General features: G+C 74.3%; 16 protein-coding genes. 14 read left to right on the top strand and 2 right to left on the bottom strand.

Annotated elements, in window-relative coordinates:
* The first annotated feature begins 1 nt into the window (after position 1).
* Positions 2 to 259 (top strand): hypothetical protein, encoded by a 258-nt coding sequence (locus BM242_RS15185; protein ID WP_093839347.1) that lies wholly within the window; start codon positions 2 to 4, stop codon positions 257 to 259.
* A gap of 31 nt (positions 260 to 290) precedes the next feature.
* Here the strand turns inward: BM242_RS15185 and BM242_RS15180 are convergent, their stop codons facing one another.
* Complete coding sequence (locus BM242_RS15180) at positions 291 to 1,703, bottom strand: pyridoxal phosphate-dependent decarboxylase family protein (protein ID WP_093839346.1); 1,413 nt, start codon at positions 1,701 to 1,703, stop codon at positions 291 to 293.
* A gap of 48 nt (positions 1,704 to 1,751) precedes the next feature.
* Between BM242_RS15180 and BM242_RS15175 the strand changes: the two genes are divergently transcribed.
* Genes BM242_RS15175 through BM242_RS15165 form a run of 3 tightly spaced genes read left to right on the top strand, consistent with a single transcriptional unit; the run spans position 1,752 to position 5,589 of the window.
* Positions 1,752 to 2,654 (top strand): hypothetical protein, encoded by a 903-nt coding sequence (locus BM242_RS15175; RefSeq protein ID WP_093839345.1) that lies wholly within the window; start codon positions 1,752 to 1,754, stop codon positions 2,652 to 2,654.
* Positions 2,651 to 4,054: an ATP-grasp domain-containing protein gene (locus BM242_RS15170; protein WP_093839344.1), complete on the top strand. Its 1,404-nt coding sequence runs from the start codon at positions 2,651 to 2,653 to the stop codon at positions 4,052 to 4,054. Before BM242_RS15175 ends, BM242_RS15170 begins: the two co-directional genes overlap by 4 nt.
* Entirely contained in the window at positions 4,051 to 5,589 is a 1,539-nt protein-coding gene (locus tag BM242_RS15165; protein ID WP_245834098.1) for a pyridoxal phosphate-dependent decarboxylase family protein, read from the top strand. Before BM242_RS15170 ends, BM242_RS15165 begins: the two co-directional genes overlap by 4 nt.
* Positions 5,590 to 5,655: 66 nt before the next feature.
* Here BM242_RS15165 and BM242_RS15160 read toward each other — a convergent pair whose 3' ends face one another.
* Positions 5,656 to 6,099, bottom strand: coding sequence for a MerR family transcriptional regulator (locus BM242_RS15160; protein WP_093839343.1), 444 nt, complete (start codon positions 6,097 to 6,099; stop codon positions 5,656 to 5,658).
* 55 nt (positions 6,100 to 6,154) lie between these two features.
* Between BM242_RS15160 and BM242_RS15155 the strand changes: the two genes are divergently transcribed.
* From BM242_RS15155 to nrfD, 10 genes are all read left to right on the top strand, one after another.
* The gene (locus BM242_RS15155; RefSeq protein WP_093839342.1) at positions 6,155 to 7,138 is read left to right on the top strand and encodes an SDR family NAD(P)-dependent oxidoreductase; all 984 of its coding nucleotides are present in this window, start codon (positions 6,155 to 6,157) and stop codon (positions 7,136 to 7,138) included.
* 158 nt (positions 7,139 to 7,296) lie between these two features.
* Entirely contained in the window at positions 7,297 to 7,968 is a 672-nt protein-coding gene (locus BM242_RS15150; protein WP_093839341.1) for an ArsR/SmtB family transcription factor, read from the top strand.
* Between the two features lie 166 nt (positions 7,969 to 8,134).
* The gene (gene phnD / locus BM242_RS15145) at positions 8,135 to 9,049 is read left to right on the top strand and encodes a phosphate/phosphite/phosphonate ABC transporter substrate-binding protein (protein WP_175541430.1); all 915 of its coding nucleotides are present in this window, start codon (positions 8,135 to 8,137) and stop codon (positions 9,047 to 9,049) included.
* A gap of 49 nt (positions 9,050 to 9,098) precedes the next feature.
* The gene (locus tag BM242_RS15140; protein WP_093839339.1) at positions 9,099 to 9,851 is read left to right on the top strand and encodes a phosphonate ABC transporter ATP-binding protein; all 753 of its coding nucleotides are present in this window, start codon (positions 9,099 to 9,101) and stop codon (positions 9,849 to 9,851) included.
* Entirely contained in the window at positions 9,848 to 10,765 is a 918-nt protein-coding gene (gene phnE, locus BM242_RS15135; RefSeq protein WP_093839338.1) for a phosphonate ABC transporter, permease protein PhnE, read from the top strand. Before BM242_RS15140 ends, phnE begins: the two co-directional genes overlap by 4 nt.
* A gap of 122 nt (positions 10,766 to 10,887) precedes the next feature.
* The gene (locus BM242_RS15130; protein ID WP_175541429.1) at positions 10,888 to 11,238 is read left to right on the top strand and encodes a DsrE/DsrF/TusD sulfur relay family protein; all 351 of its coding nucleotides are present in this window, start codon (positions 10,888 to 10,890) and stop codon (positions 11,236 to 11,238) included.
* A gap of 71 nt (positions 11,239 to 11,309) precedes the next feature.
* Positions 11,310 to 12,503: an NAD(P)/FAD-dependent oxidoreductase gene (locus BM242_RS15125; RefSeq protein ID WP_093839336.1), complete on the top strand. Its 1,194-nt coding sequence runs from the start codon at positions 11,310 to 11,312 to the stop codon at positions 12,501 to 12,503.
* Between the two features lie 105 nt (positions 12,504 to 12,608).
* A complete protein-coding gene (locus tag BM242_RS15120) occupies positions 12,609 to 14,789 on the top strand; it encodes an MMPL family transporter (RefSeq protein WP_093839335.1) in 2,181 nt (726 codons plus the stop codon).
* Between the two features lie 19 nt (positions 14,790 to 14,808).
* On the top strand, positions 14,809 to 15,420 hold the full coding sequence (locus tag BM242_RS15115) for a 4Fe-4S dicluster domain-containing protein (protein ID WP_093839334.1): 612 nt from the start codon (positions 14,809 to 14,811) through the stop codon (positions 15,418 to 15,420).
* A gap of 4 nt (positions 15,421 to 15,424) precedes the next feature.
* Positions 15,425 to 16,387: an NrfD/PsrC family molybdoenzyme membrane anchor subunit gene (nrfD, locus tag BM242_RS15110; RefSeq protein ID WP_093839333.1), complete on the top strand. Its 963-nt coding sequence runs from the start codon at positions 15,425 to 15,427 to the stop codon at positions 16,385 to 16,387.
* Positions 16,388 to 16,443 lie beyond the last annotated feature (56 nt).

The following is a 16,443-nucleotide window of genomic DNA, read 5'->3' as shown; positions in this document are numbered from 1 at the left end:
CTTGCGTGGTTCCCGTGCGGCGCTGCTGTCCCTGACGGTGCTGGCCGTCCACCTGCTGGGCGCCGGGCAGGCCGTGGCCGACTCCAACCAGACCGAACAGCGGCCGGTGATGCTCTGCAACATCGTGGTGCTGTCTCCCGGCGCGCAGACCGGTGACGGCTGTACGGCCGTGCAGGTGAGCGGGCAGAGCATCGTGAAGGAGGACAGCGTCACCAGTGCGCTGATCGACTTCGTCGGTATCCGCCCCGCCCTTCTGTGACCCCTGCCCGCCGCCGGCCGGCCCGGTCGGCTCAGTCCTGCGCGGCGGCCGTCCGCCGGATCGTCGACCAGATCCGGCGGACGGCCGCCTCGTCGGTGTACGGGGAGCCCAGCGCGGCCCGCAGGACGGGCCGGCCGTCGACGGTGGCGGGCGTGCAGAGCACGCCGGGGTCGCCGGTGAGACGCTCGGCGAGCTCCCGGGTCCGTGCGTCGCCGTCGCGGCGGAAGACGACCAGCCCGAGACGGTGGGCGACGACCTCGAAGCCCGGTTCCTCCTCGATCAGCCCGGCCAGCAACGCGGCGAGGCGGACATCGTGACGGATCGTCTCGCGGAGCCCCTCCAGCCCATGGGCGCGCATGACGTACCAGAGCTTCAGGGCCCGCATCGGGCGGCCGAGCGGCACCTGCCAGTCCTTGAAGTCGACGACGGTCCTCGGCTCACCGGCCGGATTGTCCAGATAGGAGGCGGTCAGGCCCATGGCGTCGGTGAGGGCCGTGCGGTCGGCGACCCACAGGACGCTGCACGGGGTGCCGGTGCGCATCCACTTGTGGGCGTTGACGGCGTAGGAGTCGGCGTGTTCCAGCCCGGCGTTCACCTCACGGAACTCGGGGCAGAGCGCGGCGCTGCCGGCGTAGGCGGCGTCCACGTGGAGCCACACGCCGCGCTCCCGGCAGACCGTGCCGATCTCGGGCACCGGGTCGGCGGCGCACGTGGCGGTGGTGCCGACGGTCGCGACGACGGCCGCGGGAATCCTGCCCGCCGACCGGTCCGCGTCCATCCGGGCGGCCAGCGCGGCCGGGTCCATCGCATGGGTACCGGGCAGCAACGGCACCCGGACGGCCTCTCCGGCACCGGCGATCCGCACCGACTTGGGCACACAGGAGTTGGTCTGTCCGGTGCAGTAGACCCGGTGGCGGCCCTCGGTGCCGTGCTCGCGCCAGCGCCCCCGGGACGCCCGGTGAAGCGCCGCGGCCACCGCGACGAGCACGGCGGACGACGCCGAGTCCTGGATCACCCCGCCGCCCTGACCGCAGCTGTGCGCGAACCGCTGCGGCAGGGCCAGGGCCCGGGCCAGCCAGTCGCAGACCCGCTGTTCGAGCTCGGTCGCGGCCGGCGACGACGACCACATCATGCCCTGTACCCCCAGCCCCGCCGTGACCAGTTCCGCCAGCACCGAGGCGGGCGAGTTGCTGGTGGGGAACCAGCCGAGGAATCCGGGATGCTGCCAGTGGACCAGCTGCGGCACGATCGTGCGCCAGGTGTCGTCGAGAATCTCCGCCAGGTCCTCGCCCCGCTCGGGCGGCTCCTCGGGGAGCGCCTTCAGGGTGGTGCCCGGCGGGCCGGACGGCACCACGGGGAGTTCGGCAGCGGCAAGGGCCCGCCAGTGGACCGCGAGCCGCTCGGCCGCGTCGGCGGCCACGGCAGGGAAGACCTCGTCGTTCATAGGCCGACGCTAGGCGCGGCATCTCCGACACCCCCACCCCCGGAGCCCATGATCACCCGTACGAGCCCGCTGTGGCTGCCTCCTCCCGAACTGCTGCCCGCCTCCCGCACCGCGCTGCGGGACGGCGCCCGGTCACCGCTCGCCCCGCCGGACCCGGCCGGGCCCCTGCCCGACCCCCGGGATGCCGACTACGACGCCTACTTCGGCGTCGCCCGCACCCGCCGGGCGCCCGCCGCCGCCCTCGCCCGGGCGTTGCTGACGACCACCGCCGAGGTGAGCGCCTGGGCCGGCCCCGCCGACCGGCGGGCCCTGGGCGGGGCCCTGACGGTCTGCCGGCTGCTCCCGTCCCCGCCGCCGGCCCGCCCGGCGTCGCCGCCCTCGTCGGCGGGAACGGCGGGCATGGCGGGCACGGCGGGCGAGCAGGCTCTGGCCAGGTGGAAGGCCGGCCACCGGCTTTTCCTCGCCCTCACCCAGGCCGTTGTCGTCGCCCTCCGTGACGCCACCGCCCCGGGCGCCCCGCACCACCCCGGCCGGCCCGCCGGCCACGACGCGGCCGTCCTGCTGCGGGCCTGCGCCGCCGCCATGCGCGCCACCGCCTCCTTCACCCCGCACGCCTATGAGACGGCCGTCCGGCCCTCCATGACACCGCCCCGGCGCGAACGGGAGGGCTTCTCCGGCCTGTGGTCGGCCGACCACCGCACCCTCGTCGCCGAGCTGCGCCGCTGGGGCTCCGCGCACTCCGCCGCCTGCGCCGCGGGCTGCGAGGCGGTGCGGGACCTGGCCGATGCCCTCGCCGAGGTCCACGCCGCCCACCACGGCGTCTGCGCCCGCTTCGTCGGCGCAGGCCCCTCCCTCCTCGGCGGCGGCGACAGCGCACTGCACACCCTCGACCGCCTGGCCGCCGCCCGCGGCGGTCTGCTCACCCCTCTCGGGAAGGAAACCCGCCGATGACCGCCCCGGGCCGTCCGCCGTCCCCTGCCGTCCCCGCCGCCCGTCCGGCCGCCCGCACCGACCGGGCCATGCCCGTCCCGCCGCCCAAGGGCCGCCGCCCGGCCACCGCGCTGGAGGGAGTGGACGCCGGTGAAGGGCTCGCCCTGCTGGCGGACCTGGTGGACGAGGTCGCCTTTCTCGACCGGTCCGCGTTCCTCCCCTCCTCCTTCCGGCCGGTCCCCGGCTGGCTGCGGCACGAGGCGGTCTCCCCGCTGCTCACCGCCCCGGCCGCCGCGCGCGCCCCCCGTTCGCGCGGCGCCGGCGGAGGTGCGCGGCGGATGGCGGTCGCGTTCGCCCCGGAACACGGCGACCACGCCCGCCGCTGGGCGCAGCGGCACGGCCACCGTCTGCTCGCCCCGCCCGCCGCGATCACCGCGCGCGCCGCCGACAAGATCCACTGCCTGGAGCTGCTGGCGGAGGCCGGGGTGGACGTGCCCGACCACCTCGTCGTGCCCGCCGGCCGGCGGCGGCCCGCCTCCGCCTACTGGCCTGCCGGCTGGGAGGCGGCCGTGCTGCAGCGCCGGGAGAACAACCTGCTCGGCCGGGGCACCGTCCCGGTGCACGGTCCCGTGCGGCTCGCCCAGGCCCTGGACCGCTGGCACGGTCACACCCTCAAGCTCAGCCGCCTCGTCCCCGGCCTCTCCCTCACCGTCAGCGCCTGCGCCGGAGCCGACCGCACCGTCGTCTCCGCCGTCTCCCACCAGCTCGTCGGCGTCCCCGGACTGACCCCGGCCTGGGGCACCCACTGCGGCAACCAGCTCCTCGGCCCGTCCGACCTGCCCGCCCCGCTGCACACCCGGGTCCGGGAGACCGCCCGGGCGGTCGGGGACGTCCTGCGCGGCCACGGATTCCGCGGGGTGTTCGGCCTCGACCTCGTCGCGGACGGCGGCCGGCCCCTGGTCGTGGAGATCAACCCCCGTTTCCAGACCGTGGTGTCCCTCGTGCAGGCCGCCGAGGCCGCCGCCGGACTGCTGCCCGCCCTCGGGCTGCACGTCCTCGCCTGCCTGCTCCCCGCCCTGCCGGCGGTCCGCGAGGCCACCGGACCGGTTCCCCCGCTCAGTCAGCTGATCGTGCACGCCGCCCGCCCGCGACGCGTCCACACGCTGCCCGCTCCCGGCCACTACCGGCTCACCGACAGCGCCCTCCAGGGCCCCCTGCCCGCCGCCCCGCTGCCCGGTCTTCCCCGCGGGTCCGCCCTGTTGTGGCCGCACGCCTCACCCGGCCCCGTCGACGCCGGTGACGAGCTGGTCCTCCTCCAGACCGGCCACCGTCTGTGCGCCCTGGCACCCCGTCCACGTCTCGACGCCCGGGCCCGTGCCTGGACCGAGCACCTCCACGCCCTCACCGGAGATGCCGCATGATCCCGGAGCCCGCCGCCCCGCCCGCGGCCGCCCTGCGCAGCCCTTACCGCCCCGGCGAACTCGCCCTGTCCCCGGAGGAGATGCTGCACGCCGGACACCGAGCCGTCCGCCTGGTGGTGGACCGGCTGCGGAACCTGGCCCAGGACCGCCCGCACGCCGTCGCCGACCCCGCCACCCTCCGGGCACTCCTCGACGAATCCCTCCCCGAGGAACCCGGCGACCTCACCGCCCTTCTCGACCACCTCGCCGCCGACGTCCTTCCCCTCGGCATCCGCTTCGACCACCCCCGCTGCTTCGCCTTCGTCCCGACCACCGGCAACTATCCGGCCTTCCTCGCCGACCTCCTCGCCTCCGCCTTCCTCAGCGTCCCCGGAGCCTGGCTCGTCGGCTCCGGCCCCACCCGGATCGAGCTCACCGCGCTGTCGTGGCTGCGCCGGCTCCTCGGCCTGCCCGACGGCTGGGGCGGACTCTTCGTCAGCGGCGGCTCCGTCGCCAACCTCACCGCCCTCGCAGCCGCCCGCGACCACCACCTGGCCGGCGACCTCACCGGCGCCCGCCTCTACTGCTCCACCCAGGCCCACCCCTCCGTCGCCCGCGCCGCCCACCTCCTCGGCCTCACCCGCGACCAGCTCACCGCCCTCCCGCCCGACGACACCCAGCGCCTCGATCCGCACGCGCTCGCCGCCCGCGTCGACGCCGACCGGGCCGCCGGGCTGCGCCCCTTCGCCGTCGTCGCCACCGTCGGCACCACCGGCACCGGCGCCGTCGACCCCCTCGGCGAACTCGCCCGCCTCTGCCACCGCCACGGCCTGTGGCTGCACGCCGACGGCGCCCATGGGGCGGCCCTCGCCCTCACCGACCGGGGCCGCCCCCTGCGCGAGGCGCTGGGCCGCGCCGACTCCCTCACCGTCGATCCGCACAAGTGGCTCTTCCAGCCCTACGAGGCGGGCTGCGTCCTGGTCCGCGACCCGTCCCTGCTGCGGAACAGCTTCCGCATGGCCCGGCACCACCTCGACACCGGCTACCTGCACCCCGCCGAGGCCCACGGCGACGAGATCAACCTCGACGACTACGGCCCACAGCAGTCCCGCGGCCTGCGCGCCCTGAAACTGTGGCTGTCCCTCAAGACCTTCGGCGCCGCTGCCTTCCGGCGGGCCGTCGACCACGGCCTCGCCCTGTGCGACCACGCCGCCGCCCGTATCACCGACCACCCGGAGCTGGCCCTCGTGACCGCCCCCAGCCTCGGCATCCTCACGTTCCGCTACCGGCCGCCCCGCGGCGCGCCCGCCCCGCCCGCCCCGGAGGCCCTCGACGGCCTCCAGCATACCGTCAGCCGCGCCGTCTGCGCCGACGGCCGCGCCATGATCCTCACCACCCGGGTCCGCGGCCGGTCCGTCCTCCGCCTGTGCACCATCAACCCGGCCACGCTCCCGGCCGACATCGACACGGTCCTGGAGCTCGTGGTCCGCGCCGGCCGCGCCGCCACGGCCGCGGGGGAGGGCGCGGCCCGCGGAAACGGGCGCCCGGGGACCTGACGCCGGACTCAGCCGGAAAGCCCCCGGCGAGCCGCCGGCGACACCTGTCCGGCAGTCCTCGTCCGCTCAGACCGGGCGACCGCCGGCGGCGGCGGTCGGGTCCCAGAGCCCGACGGCCTCGCCGCGTGCCACGTGCTCGGCGTAGATGCCGACCTTCCGGGCGATGACCGAGCGGCACTCCTCCAGCGCGCGGATCTGTTCCTCGACGCGCCGCTGATGCGCATCGAGGAGCCGCAGCCGCTCGGGCTCGTTCCCCGGGCCCTCACGGACCAGTCCGGCGAACCGCTTCAGCTCGGCGAGGGGCATCCCCGACTCCCGGAGCCGGACACAGATCCCCAGCCAGTCCACATCGGCGGCGGTGTACCGCCTCCGGCCGCCGGAGGTGCGGCGGACCGGGCCGACCAGCAGGCCCTCGCGCTCGTAGAAGCGCAGGGCGTGGACGCTGAGGCCGGTGCGGTCGGCCACCTGACCGATGCCCAGCGATTCCGCGGGGGTCCCTGGCGTCGTCATACGGCTCACCCTATGACTTGATCTGGACCGCGCTCCAGCTCCTAGCGTCGTCGGCATGACTACCGACACCGTCACCACCGCACAGCAGCCGCTCGGCTCCCCGTTCTCCGCCGTCTCCACCGCCGAGGACGTCATGGCCGGGACCGATCTCTCCGGCAGGACCGCCGTCGTCACCGGCGGGTACTCCGGCCTGGGACTGGAGACGGCCCGGGCCCTGGCCACCGCCGGGGCGCGGGTCGTCGTCCCGGCCCGCCGGCCCGGGGCGGCGCGGGACGCGCTGGCCGGCGTCCCCGGCTGCGAGGTCATCCCCATGGACCTCACAGACCTCGACAGTGTCCGGGCGGCCGCCGCGCAGCTCCGCGGGTCGGTCGGCCGGATCGACCTGCTCATGGCCGTCGCCGGGGTGATGGCCACCCCGGAGCGGCGCGTCGGGCCCGGCTGGGAGTACCAGTTCACCGCCAATCACCTCGGGCACTTCGCCTTCGTCTGCGAGGTGTACCCCCTGCTGCGCGGCGCGCACGGCGCCCGCGTCGTCGTCTACAGCTCCAGCGGCCACGGCATCACCGACATCCGCTGGCACGACCCGCACTTCCGCACCGGCTACGACCGGTGGCAGGCATACGGGCAGGCCAAGACCGCCAACGTCCTGTTCGCCGTGCATCTCGACGCCCTCGGCCGGGGCGACGGCGTCCGGGCGTTCGCCCTCCATCCGGGGAAGATCATCACCGGTCTCCAGCGGGACCTGACGCGGGGGGAACAGGTCGGCCTCGGGTGGGTGGACGAGCACGGCACGGTGATCGGCGAGGGCTTCAGGACACCGTCGCAGGGCGCCGCCACCGGCCTGTGGGCAGCGACGTCCCCGCTCCTCGACGGCCGGGGCGGGCTCTACCTGGAGGACTGCGAGGTGGCGCGGGCCACCGGCGAGGACGGGCCGATGGACGACGGCTGGGTCCGCGCCTACGCCGTTGACCCGGCCTCGGCCACGCGCCTGTGGGAGCTGTCCGTCGCGGCGACCGGCGCCCGGCCCGTCCCCTGGTGAGTCCGGGTCCGGCCGGCCGCCGGGCGCCGAGCGCTCGGTGGGCATCCCGGGCGGGTGGGGCATCCGGCACGCGAAGGGAGAAAGGTGATTTCCTGGACTTCCCTTGTCTTTGGGGAAGTCTTCTAGTTATCTTTTGAACAGCGAGCGAAGGGGGCGCCATGTCGGAGCGGGTGGTACGTGAGGGGCTGTTCGGTCAGCTCGCCCGCATCGGCAAGGCGATCGGCAGCGCCAAGCGGCTGGAGCTGCTGGACGTGCTCGGCCAGGGCGAGCGCTCGGTCGAGTCCCTCGCTCAGGCCACCCATATGACCGTGGGCAATACCTCGGCCCACCTACAGGTACTGCGCAACGCGCGGATCGTGGAGACCCGCCGGCAGGGCACCAAGGTGCTCTATTCGCTCGCCGACGAGCAGGTGGGAGTGTTCCTGCGCGAGCTGTGGCGGCTGGCCGACACCCGGCTGGCCGAAGTGGAGCAGCTCCTCCGGGACTACCTGGAGGGAGACGACAGCCTGGAGCGGATCACCCGCGACGAACTGGTGCGGCGTTCCCTGAGCGGGGACGTCTGCGTCATCGACGTGCGTCCGGTCGAGGAGTACCGGGCCGGCCACATCCCGGGGGCGATCTCCGTCCCGTTCCAGGAGCTGAACGAGCATCTGGCGAAGCTGCCCGAGGGCACCGACATCGTCGCCTACTGCCGTGGCCCGCACTGCGTTCTGGCGCCCAAGGCGGCCCAGATCCTGCGGCGGTCCGGGCTGCGCGCGATGGTGCTGGAGGACGGCATGCCGGAGTGGCGGGCAGGGGGACTGCCCGTGAGCACCGCACGAGCGAGCTGACCACAAGACCGGGTTCCGTCACCTGGTGCACGACGTCCACGTCCGCGTCCGCGGTCTCTTCCCGGGACGCCGGCGGAAGACCGCGGCGCGGCCGGAGGGACCGCGCCGGGGCCGGAGGCGTCAATGTCATGCACTTGACACGTACGCCCACTGGGGGAGTGTGCACGTGAAACTGCTGAGAACTCTGCTGGCCGCGCTCGCCGCGCCGGCCCTGGCCGTGACGCTGTCCGCCTGCGGCGGCGACGCGGACGCCACCAACAGCGAGGGACTTCCGGAGAAGCTCACGGTCGGGGTCATCCCGAACGTCGCGCCGGACACCCAGAACGCCAAGTACGAACCGCTGCGGGCCTATCTCGCCGGACAGCTCGACACCGAGGTCGAGCTGTTCGTGGCCACCGACTACGCCGGTGTGGTGGCGGCGCTGGCCGCCGGGAAGGTGGACGTGGCCTATGTGGGCGGCCTGACCTACGCCCAGGCACGTGCCCAGACCGAGGTCGAACCCCTGGTCACCGAGGTCGACAAGGAGACCGGCACCAAGGAGTACCTGTCCGGTGTCGTGGTCCGGGCCGACTCCGGCTTCGAGACCCTGGCCGAGGTCGTCCGGGCGGGCGGCTCCTTCGCCTTCGGAGACGTCAGCTCCACCTCCGGAAGTCTCTATCCGCGCCTGATGCTGAACGCGGCCGGTGCCGAGTGTTCCCCCGGCGCCATGGAGAGCTGTCCGCCGCTGAGCGGCGTCTCCTTCACCGGCGGCCATGACGCCACCGCCCAGGCGGTGCTCAACGGCTCGGCCGACGCCGGCGGCCTGGAGGTGCGCATTCTGCACCGGCTGGAGCGCGACGGGGTCGTCCCGGAGGGCGAACTGAAGGTGATCCAGACCGAGAACGTCATGGGCTACCCCTGGATCATGCGCTCCGCCCTGGGCGAGAAGGCGGCCGAGGCGGTCACCGAGGCCTTCCTGGAGATGGACGACCCGGAGCTGCTGGACCTGATGCAGACCACCGGCTACCAGCGGGTCGGCGCCGAGGAGTACGAGCCGCTGGTGCGGCACGCCGAGGACCTGGGCCTGCTCTCGGCCGGCTGACCCGTGCCCATGGTCCATTCCACACCCACCCCGACGGGGGAGTACTGGCATGCACATCCGTCTCGATGACGTCTGCACCTCCTTCGACCGCGGCCGGACACCCGTCCTGGACGCCATCACCCTGGACATCGCCGAGGGCGAGCACGTGGTGCTGCTCGGGCCCTCCGGCTCCGGCAAGACCACCCTGCTGCGCTGCCTGCTGGGCGCCGTCCGCCCGGACCGCGGCACCCTGCGGATCGGCGGCCTGGACCCGGCCGACCCCGCGCAACTGCGCACCATCCGCCGCCGCGCCGGCGTGGTCCGGCAGGGCAACGACCTGGTCCTGGGCCTGACCGCCCGGACCAACGCCCTGCTGGGCACCGCGCACTCCTGGGGCGTGCGCGAATGGGCGGCGGTCCTGCGCGGCGGCACCCCGAAACGTTTCGCCGAGCGGATGCGCCGGCTGGCCGAGAACCAGGGCATCACCCCGCAGTTACGGCACCGGGTGGAGAATCTCTCCGGCGGGCAACGGCAGCGGGTGGCGCTGGTCCGTGCCGTGCTGCCCGCGCCGTCCCTGCTGCTCGCGGACGAGCCCACCAGCGGCCTGGACCCGGTCACCTCCCGGGCCGCGGTGGACACCCTGCGCGAGGCCGAGGGCGTCACCGTGGTGGTCTCCACCCATGACCTGGCCGTCGCCCGGCAGTTCCCCCGGATCGTGGCCCTGCGGGAGGGCCGGGTCTGCTTCGACGGTGCCGAGCTCACCGACCGGGCGGCGGAGCGGATCTACCGTGGCGCCGCGGCCGGGGCGGAGGTGCCGGCATGAGCACCTCCGTGAAGAAGGGCAACTGCGGCCCGCGGGTGCCCGTGGACGACGCGGGGGAGAGCCGGGCGGCGGACGGCGCCGGACAGCCGCCGCCCGCCGCTCCCCGGCGCCGCCGGCCGGCCGAGCCGGCCGGCAACCCCAGACGTTCCAGGACCCTGTGGCTGGTGTTCCTGGTCGCCGCGGCGGCCATCGGCTGGTCCCTGCACGGCACCGGGGTCGATGTCGCCTCCCTGGCCGCCGGCTGGGAGGGCGCCCGCGAGATCGCCGTCGGACTGTTCCCCCCGGACATGGACGGGGACCTGCTCCGGTCGGTCGGCGACGCGGTGATCGAGACGCTGCAGATCTCCCTGGCCGCGCTGTTCTTCGGCACCGTCATGGGGCTGCTGCTGGCCGTGCTGATGGCCGGCAACATCGGCGCCCCGGCCTGGCTGGCCTCCTCGGCCCGGCTGATCGCCACCGTCTTCCGCTCGGTGCCCGAACTGCTGTGGGCGCTGGTGTTCGTCGCCATGATCGGCCTCGGCCCCGCGGCCGGGGTCTACGCCATCTCCCTGCACGCCGCCGGGCTGCTGGCCAAGCTGGTCTCCGAACAGCTCGAAGCGGTGGATCCCGCCCCGGTGGAGGCCATGCGGCTGACCGGCGCCTCCCGCAAGGCCACCGGCGTGCTGGCGGTGATCCCGCAGGCCCGCAACAACATCGCCTCCCTGGTGCTCTACCAGTGGGAGTGCAACATCCGCAGTTCCGCCATCGTCGGCTTCGTCGGCGCCGGCGGCATCGGCCAGTCGCTGGGCATCTCCATGCGGCTGTTCCGCTACCAGGAGCTGGCCACCCTGATGATCGCCCTGCTGCTGCTGGTCATCGGCGTGGACCAGATCTCCCGCCTGCTGCGGCGGCGCATGGGGGCCGCCACCCGCTGAACCGCCCGCGGGGCGCACGGCGACTTCCGTGCGCCCCGCGGAACCCCGAAAGACACGCCGCGCTCTGGACACCCCTTCACCGTATCTCTAGTCTTCTAGTGTTCTTTTGAAAAGGAGTGGAAGTGAACTTCCTGTTTGTGCTGCACGATCCGCCCTACGGCACCGAGCGGGTCTACAACGGGCTGCGCTGGGCCACCGAGGTCGCCCGCCGGGAGGGCCATCAGGTGAAGGTCTTCCTCTTCGGGGACGCGGTGGTCTCGGTGGCCGACGGCCAGAAGACGCCGGACGGCTACTACAACGTGGCGCGGATGGCCACCAACTTCGCCCGGCTGGGCGGGGAGATCGGCTGCTGCGGATCCTGCATGGACGCCCGCGCCATGACCGAGGAGGGCCTGACCAAGGGCGCCCACCGGTCCTCGATGAAGGAGCTCACCGACTGGACCCTGTGGGCGGACAAGGTCATCAACGTCTGACCGCCGCCGTCCCCGGCGCATCCGGCATATCCGGCACATCCACCGACGCGACGTACGGAGAAGCACATTCCATGGCCCAACGCGACATTGTGGTGCTCGGCGGAGGCTTCGGCGGTCTGAGCACCGTCCGGGAACTCCAGCGGCACCTGCCCGCTTCCGACCGGATCACCCTGATCGACCGCACCGGGGACCAGTTCCAGGGGCTCTCCCTGCTCTGGCTGATGCGCGGCTGGCGGCAGCCGGAGGACGTCCGGGTGGTCCCCACCGCCCGGGCCCTCGGCCGTGCCCGCCGGGTCACTGCCGAGGTCACCGCCCTGGACCTTCAGGGCCGCACCGTGCGCACCTCGGGGGGCGACTTCGGCTATGACGCCCTGGTGCTGGCCCTCGGCGCCCGCAACGACACCGCCGCCCTGCCCGGCCTGGACCAGGCCCTGGCCGCCGGCAGCGCCGCGCACTACTACAGCGCCGAGGCCGCCGTGGACGCCCACGCCAGGCTGCGCGCGGTGCGCTCGGGCAGGGTGGTCGTCCTGGTCTCCGCCATCCCCTACCGCTGCCCGGCCGCCCCGTACGAGGGGGCGCTGCTGGCCGGCTGCCTGCTGAGCGAGACCGGCGCCCGGGACAGCGTGGCGCTGGACGTCTTCACCCCCGAGCCGCAGCCGATGCCGGTGGCCGGACCGGTGGTGGGCCAGGCCGTGGTCTCCCTGCTGGAGGCGCAGAAGATCGGCTTCCACCCCGGGCACCAGGCCGAGCGGGTGGACGCCGCCGCCCGCGAGGTGGTCTTCGCCGACGGCACCCGGGCCCCCTTCGACCTGCTGCTGGTGGTGCCGCCGCACCGGCCGCCCGAGCCGGTGGCCGCCGCCGGTTTCTCCCCGGCCGGCTGGGTCCCGGTGGACGCCCACACCCTGCGCACCCAGGACGACCGGGTCTGGGCCATGGGCGACAACGCCGCCATCACCCTGACCAACGGCAAGCCGCTGCCCAAGGCCGCGGTCTTCGCCCGCGGCCAGGCCGAGGCGGTGGCCGCCGGCATCGCCCGCGAACTCGGCCATGACGCGCCCGAGCCGTACTTCACCGGCCATGGCCACTGCTACATCGAAACGGGAGGCCGCAAGGCCGCCAAGGGCGAGGGCGACTTCTACCACCCCGACGGCCCGCAGGTCGCCATGTCCGAACCCTCGGAGGAACTGCACCGGGAGAAGGGGCGCGAGGAGTCCGGCTGGCTGGAGCTGTGGAGCGCCAACGGCTCCGCCGCCCCCGCCGGCTGACCCCGGCGCCGCCGCTCCCCGCCCGTGCGGCGGCCGTCCCCGTCGGCCGCCGCACCCCAGCCCCAGCTCCGCCCTCGCCCGCCCCGCACCGAAAGGCCCGTCCCCATGTCCGTCGGCACCTCCGAACCCCTCCGTGACGCCTCCGGCGGCGCCCGCTCACCGGAGCAGGCGGAGCGGCGACGCACCCTGGCCGACCGCACCGCCGCCGTCATGGTCCGCCGCCGCAGGCCGGTCATGCTGCTCTGGCTCGTCATCATCCTGGCCGCCGCCCCGCTGGCCGCCACCCTGAGCGGGGCGCTCTCCGGCGCCGGGTGGACCGCCCGCGGCTCGGAGAGCGAACAGGTCCGCGACGAGCTGCGCCGCGACTTCCCCGAACTGGGCGCCGAGGCCGCCGTCGTGGTGGTCCAGGCCCCGGCCGGCAGCGAACCCGACGCCGCCGTCGGCGAAATCATCGCCGCCCTGGACGGCCGGGAAGGCGTCGCCGGGCTCACCGACCCCCGCACCCGGCCCGCCGAGGCCGGGCTGGTCAGCGAGGACGGCCGCACCGCCCTGGTCCCGGTGCGGCTGACCGCCGAGGACGAGGCCGGCCTGCCCGAGGCCGCCGCCGAGGTCCGCGACACCGTCGAGGACACCGCGCTGCCGCCCTCGGTCACCGCCGAGGTCACCGGCGAATGGCCGGTGTGGGCCGACTTCAACGAATCCAACGAACAGGCCATGCTCCGCGCCGAGCTGCTCTCCGGCCTGCCGGTGATGATCCTGCTGGTGGTGGTCTTCGGCTCGCTGGTCGCGGCCGGGCTGCCCATGATGCTGGCCATGGCCGGCATCGCCACCGGCTATGCCGCCCTGCACCTGATCACCTTCGCCACCCCGCTGTCGGTGTGGTCGATGAACTTCTCCATGATGATCGGGATGGCCATCGGCATCGACTACAGCCTGTTCATCGTCACCCGCTACCGCGCCGAACGCGCCAGGGGAGCCGGCACCGAAGCCGCCCTGGCCCGCACCCTGGCCACCTCCGGCAAGGCCATCCTGCTCTCCGCGCTCGCCCTGGTGATGGCGCTGGGCGCGGTGTTCCTGCTGCCCGTGATGGTCTTCCGCTCCATGGCGCTGGGCATGATCCTCGCCGTCGTGGCGGTCTCCGCCGCCGCCGTCACCCTGCTGCCCGCGGTGCTCGCCGCCCTCGGCGACCGGGTGCTGCGCGGCCGGGCGGGGCGCACCGAGCGCAGCGAAACCCGCTGGCGCCGCTGGTCGGCCGTGGTGGTGCGCCGCCCGGTGACGGGGCTGCTGGCCGGAGCGGTGCTGCTGACCGGGCTGAGCGGCCCGGTCGCCGGGGTGGAACTGGGCATGCCCGGCGCCCGGGTGGTGGACACCGGCTGGTCCAGCCGCGACGGCTACGAGACCCTCACCGACGCCTTCGGCCCCGGCGCCGCGGCCCCCCTCTACCTCACCGCCCCGGAGGCCGGCGCCCCGGCCGTGCTGGAGGAGCTCACCGGCCGTGACGGGGTGGCCCAGGCCGGTGTGGTCACCGAACCGGCCGAGGACAGCGGACGGGTGGTCATCCGCGCCGTCCCGGCCACCGCCATCGACGACGACCGCACCGCCGACCTGGTCGCCGACCTGCGCGAGGACCTCGGACAGACGGTGCCGGACGCCCGGGTGGGCGGCCCGGCCGCCCAGAACCACGACATGACCCGGGCCCTGGCCGCCTCCGCACCCTGGATCATCGCCCTGGTGCTGGCCATGTCGCTGCTGATGATGCTGATCGTCTTCCGCAGTCCGGCCATCGCCCTGGTGACCATTGTGATGAACCTGCTCACCGTGGCCGCGGCCTTCGGCATCGCCGCGATCATCTTCCAGCACGGCATCGGCGCCGGGCTGATCGGCATTGACCACCAGGGCTTCATCAACGCCTGGGCACCGGTGTTCTTCTTCGCCATCCTGTTCGGTCTGTCCATGGACTACCAGCTCTTCCTGCTCGCCGCGGTGCGGGAGCGCTACGAGCTGTCCGGCGACACCCGGCAGGCGGTGCGGGAGGGCATCGCGGTCACCGGACGGCCCATCACCAACGCCGCCGTGATCATGGTGATCGTCTTCACCGCCTTCGGTGTCACCGGCCCCATCCCGCCCACCGAACTCGGCGTCACCCTGGCCATTGCGGTCATCCTGGATGCCACCGTGGTCCGCATGCTGGTCGTCCCCGCCTCGCTCACCCTGCTCGGCGAGCGCACCTGGTGGATCCCGCGCGCGCTGGACAAGGCACTGCCCTCGGTCACCTTCCGCCACTGACCCGCCAAGGAGCGCCCCCATGGCCCGGCTCGGCATGCTCATCGACCTGTCCACCTGCATCGGCTGCCACGCCTGCTCCGTGGCCTGCAAGGCGGAGTTCGACGTCCCGCTCGGGGTCTTCCGCGACACCGTGCGAACCGTCGAGGAAGGCCAGTACCCCAAGGCCGCCAAGCACTTCGTCCCCGTGCTGTGCAACCACTGCGAGGACGCGCCCTGTCTGGACGCCTGTCCCACCGGGGCCATCACCCGGCTGGAGAACGGCGAGGTGGTCATCGAGGAGGGCGACTGCAACCTCAACCGCTTCTGCATGGCCGCCTGCCCGTATGACGCCATCTACGAGGACCCGGAGAAGAACGTCGCGCAGAAGTGCACCTTCTGCGAGCACCGCACCGCCGACGGGCGGCAGCCCGCCTGCGTGGACGCCTGCCCCACCGGCTGCCGGATCTTCGGCGACCTCGACGACCCTGACAGCCGGATCTCCGTCACCGCCCGGGAGAACGGCACCGACGTGTGGAAGCCGGAGGCCGGCACCCGTCCCCGGGTGCTGTATGTGGACCCGCGCCGGGCACTGCCGCTGATCGCGGCGGACGGCGTACAGATGGACACCGGCGCGGACCTGGCCGGGGAGTGAGCCCATGCCCGAGCCCGCGCTCGCCGCGCAGATCACCCCCATGGAGAACGTGCCCTGGGGCGCGCCGCTGGCCCTGTACTTCACCCTGATCGGCCTGCCCAGCGGACTGACCCTGATCCTCTGGTGGCGCGCCGCCCGGCCGGCGACCGCCGCGGTACCGGGCGCGTCCCCGGGTGGCGGGGGAGGGGAGGGCTGGAGGCTGGACTGGCGGGCGCATTGGACGGTTCTGGCCCTGCTGACCGCCGCCGGTGCGCTGCTGGTCACCGACCTGGGACGGCCGGAACGTTTCTTCCTGATGCTGACCGCGTTCGGCAACTGGGACTCACCGATCTCCCTGGGTGCCAAGCTGATCGCCGTCAAGTCGGCCCTGCTGGCGCTGGCGCTCTATCTGCTGTGGGATCTGCTGTGGGCCCGGCGCCGCGCCGCCGGCCCGGGCGGCGGACCGCTGCCCGCCGCCCGGGGCCCGGCCCGTGCCGTGGACCGGGCCCTGCCCTGGCTGCTCGGCGCGGCCAGCGCCGCACTCGCCGTCTACCCGGCCGCCGTCCTGGCCCGCACCTGGGTCTCCCCGCTGGCCGCCACCCCCGGCGCGGCACTGCTGTATCTGCTCACCGCCCTGCTGATGGGCGGCGCGGCCGTCCAGCTTCTGCTGCTGTGGCCGCCCGGCGGCGCGGCGGCGGAGGACCCCGCCCGGCGCCGGTTCACCCTGGGGCTGCTGACCGTCTACGCCGCCGCGCTGTTCTTCGCCGGCATCTCCGTGGCCGACGGCACACCGGCCCGCGAATCGCTGGACGCACTGCTGAACGGCGGCTGGTCCGCCCTCTTCTACGGCGGGGTGCTCGGTGCGGGACTGCTGCTCCCGCTGCTCACCCTGGGCCTGGCCGGCCGCCGGCGGTGGGCGCAGCCGGCCGCGGCGGTCGGCGTGCTGGCCGGCGCCTGCGCCCTGCGCTTCCTGATCTTCGCCGCCTGAACCCCTGAACTTCTGAACCCCTGAGTTCCCGCGCCCCGAACCGTGCCCGCCGTCCC

This window comes from Streptomyces aidingensis (assembly GCF_900112355.1).
GTDB lineage: Bacteria > Actinomycetota > Actinomycetes > Streptomycetales > Streptomycetaceae > Streptomyces > Streptomyces aidingensis.
Note: the sequence above shows the minus strand (reverse complement) of the source record. Positions and strands in the feature narration are given on the sequence as shown.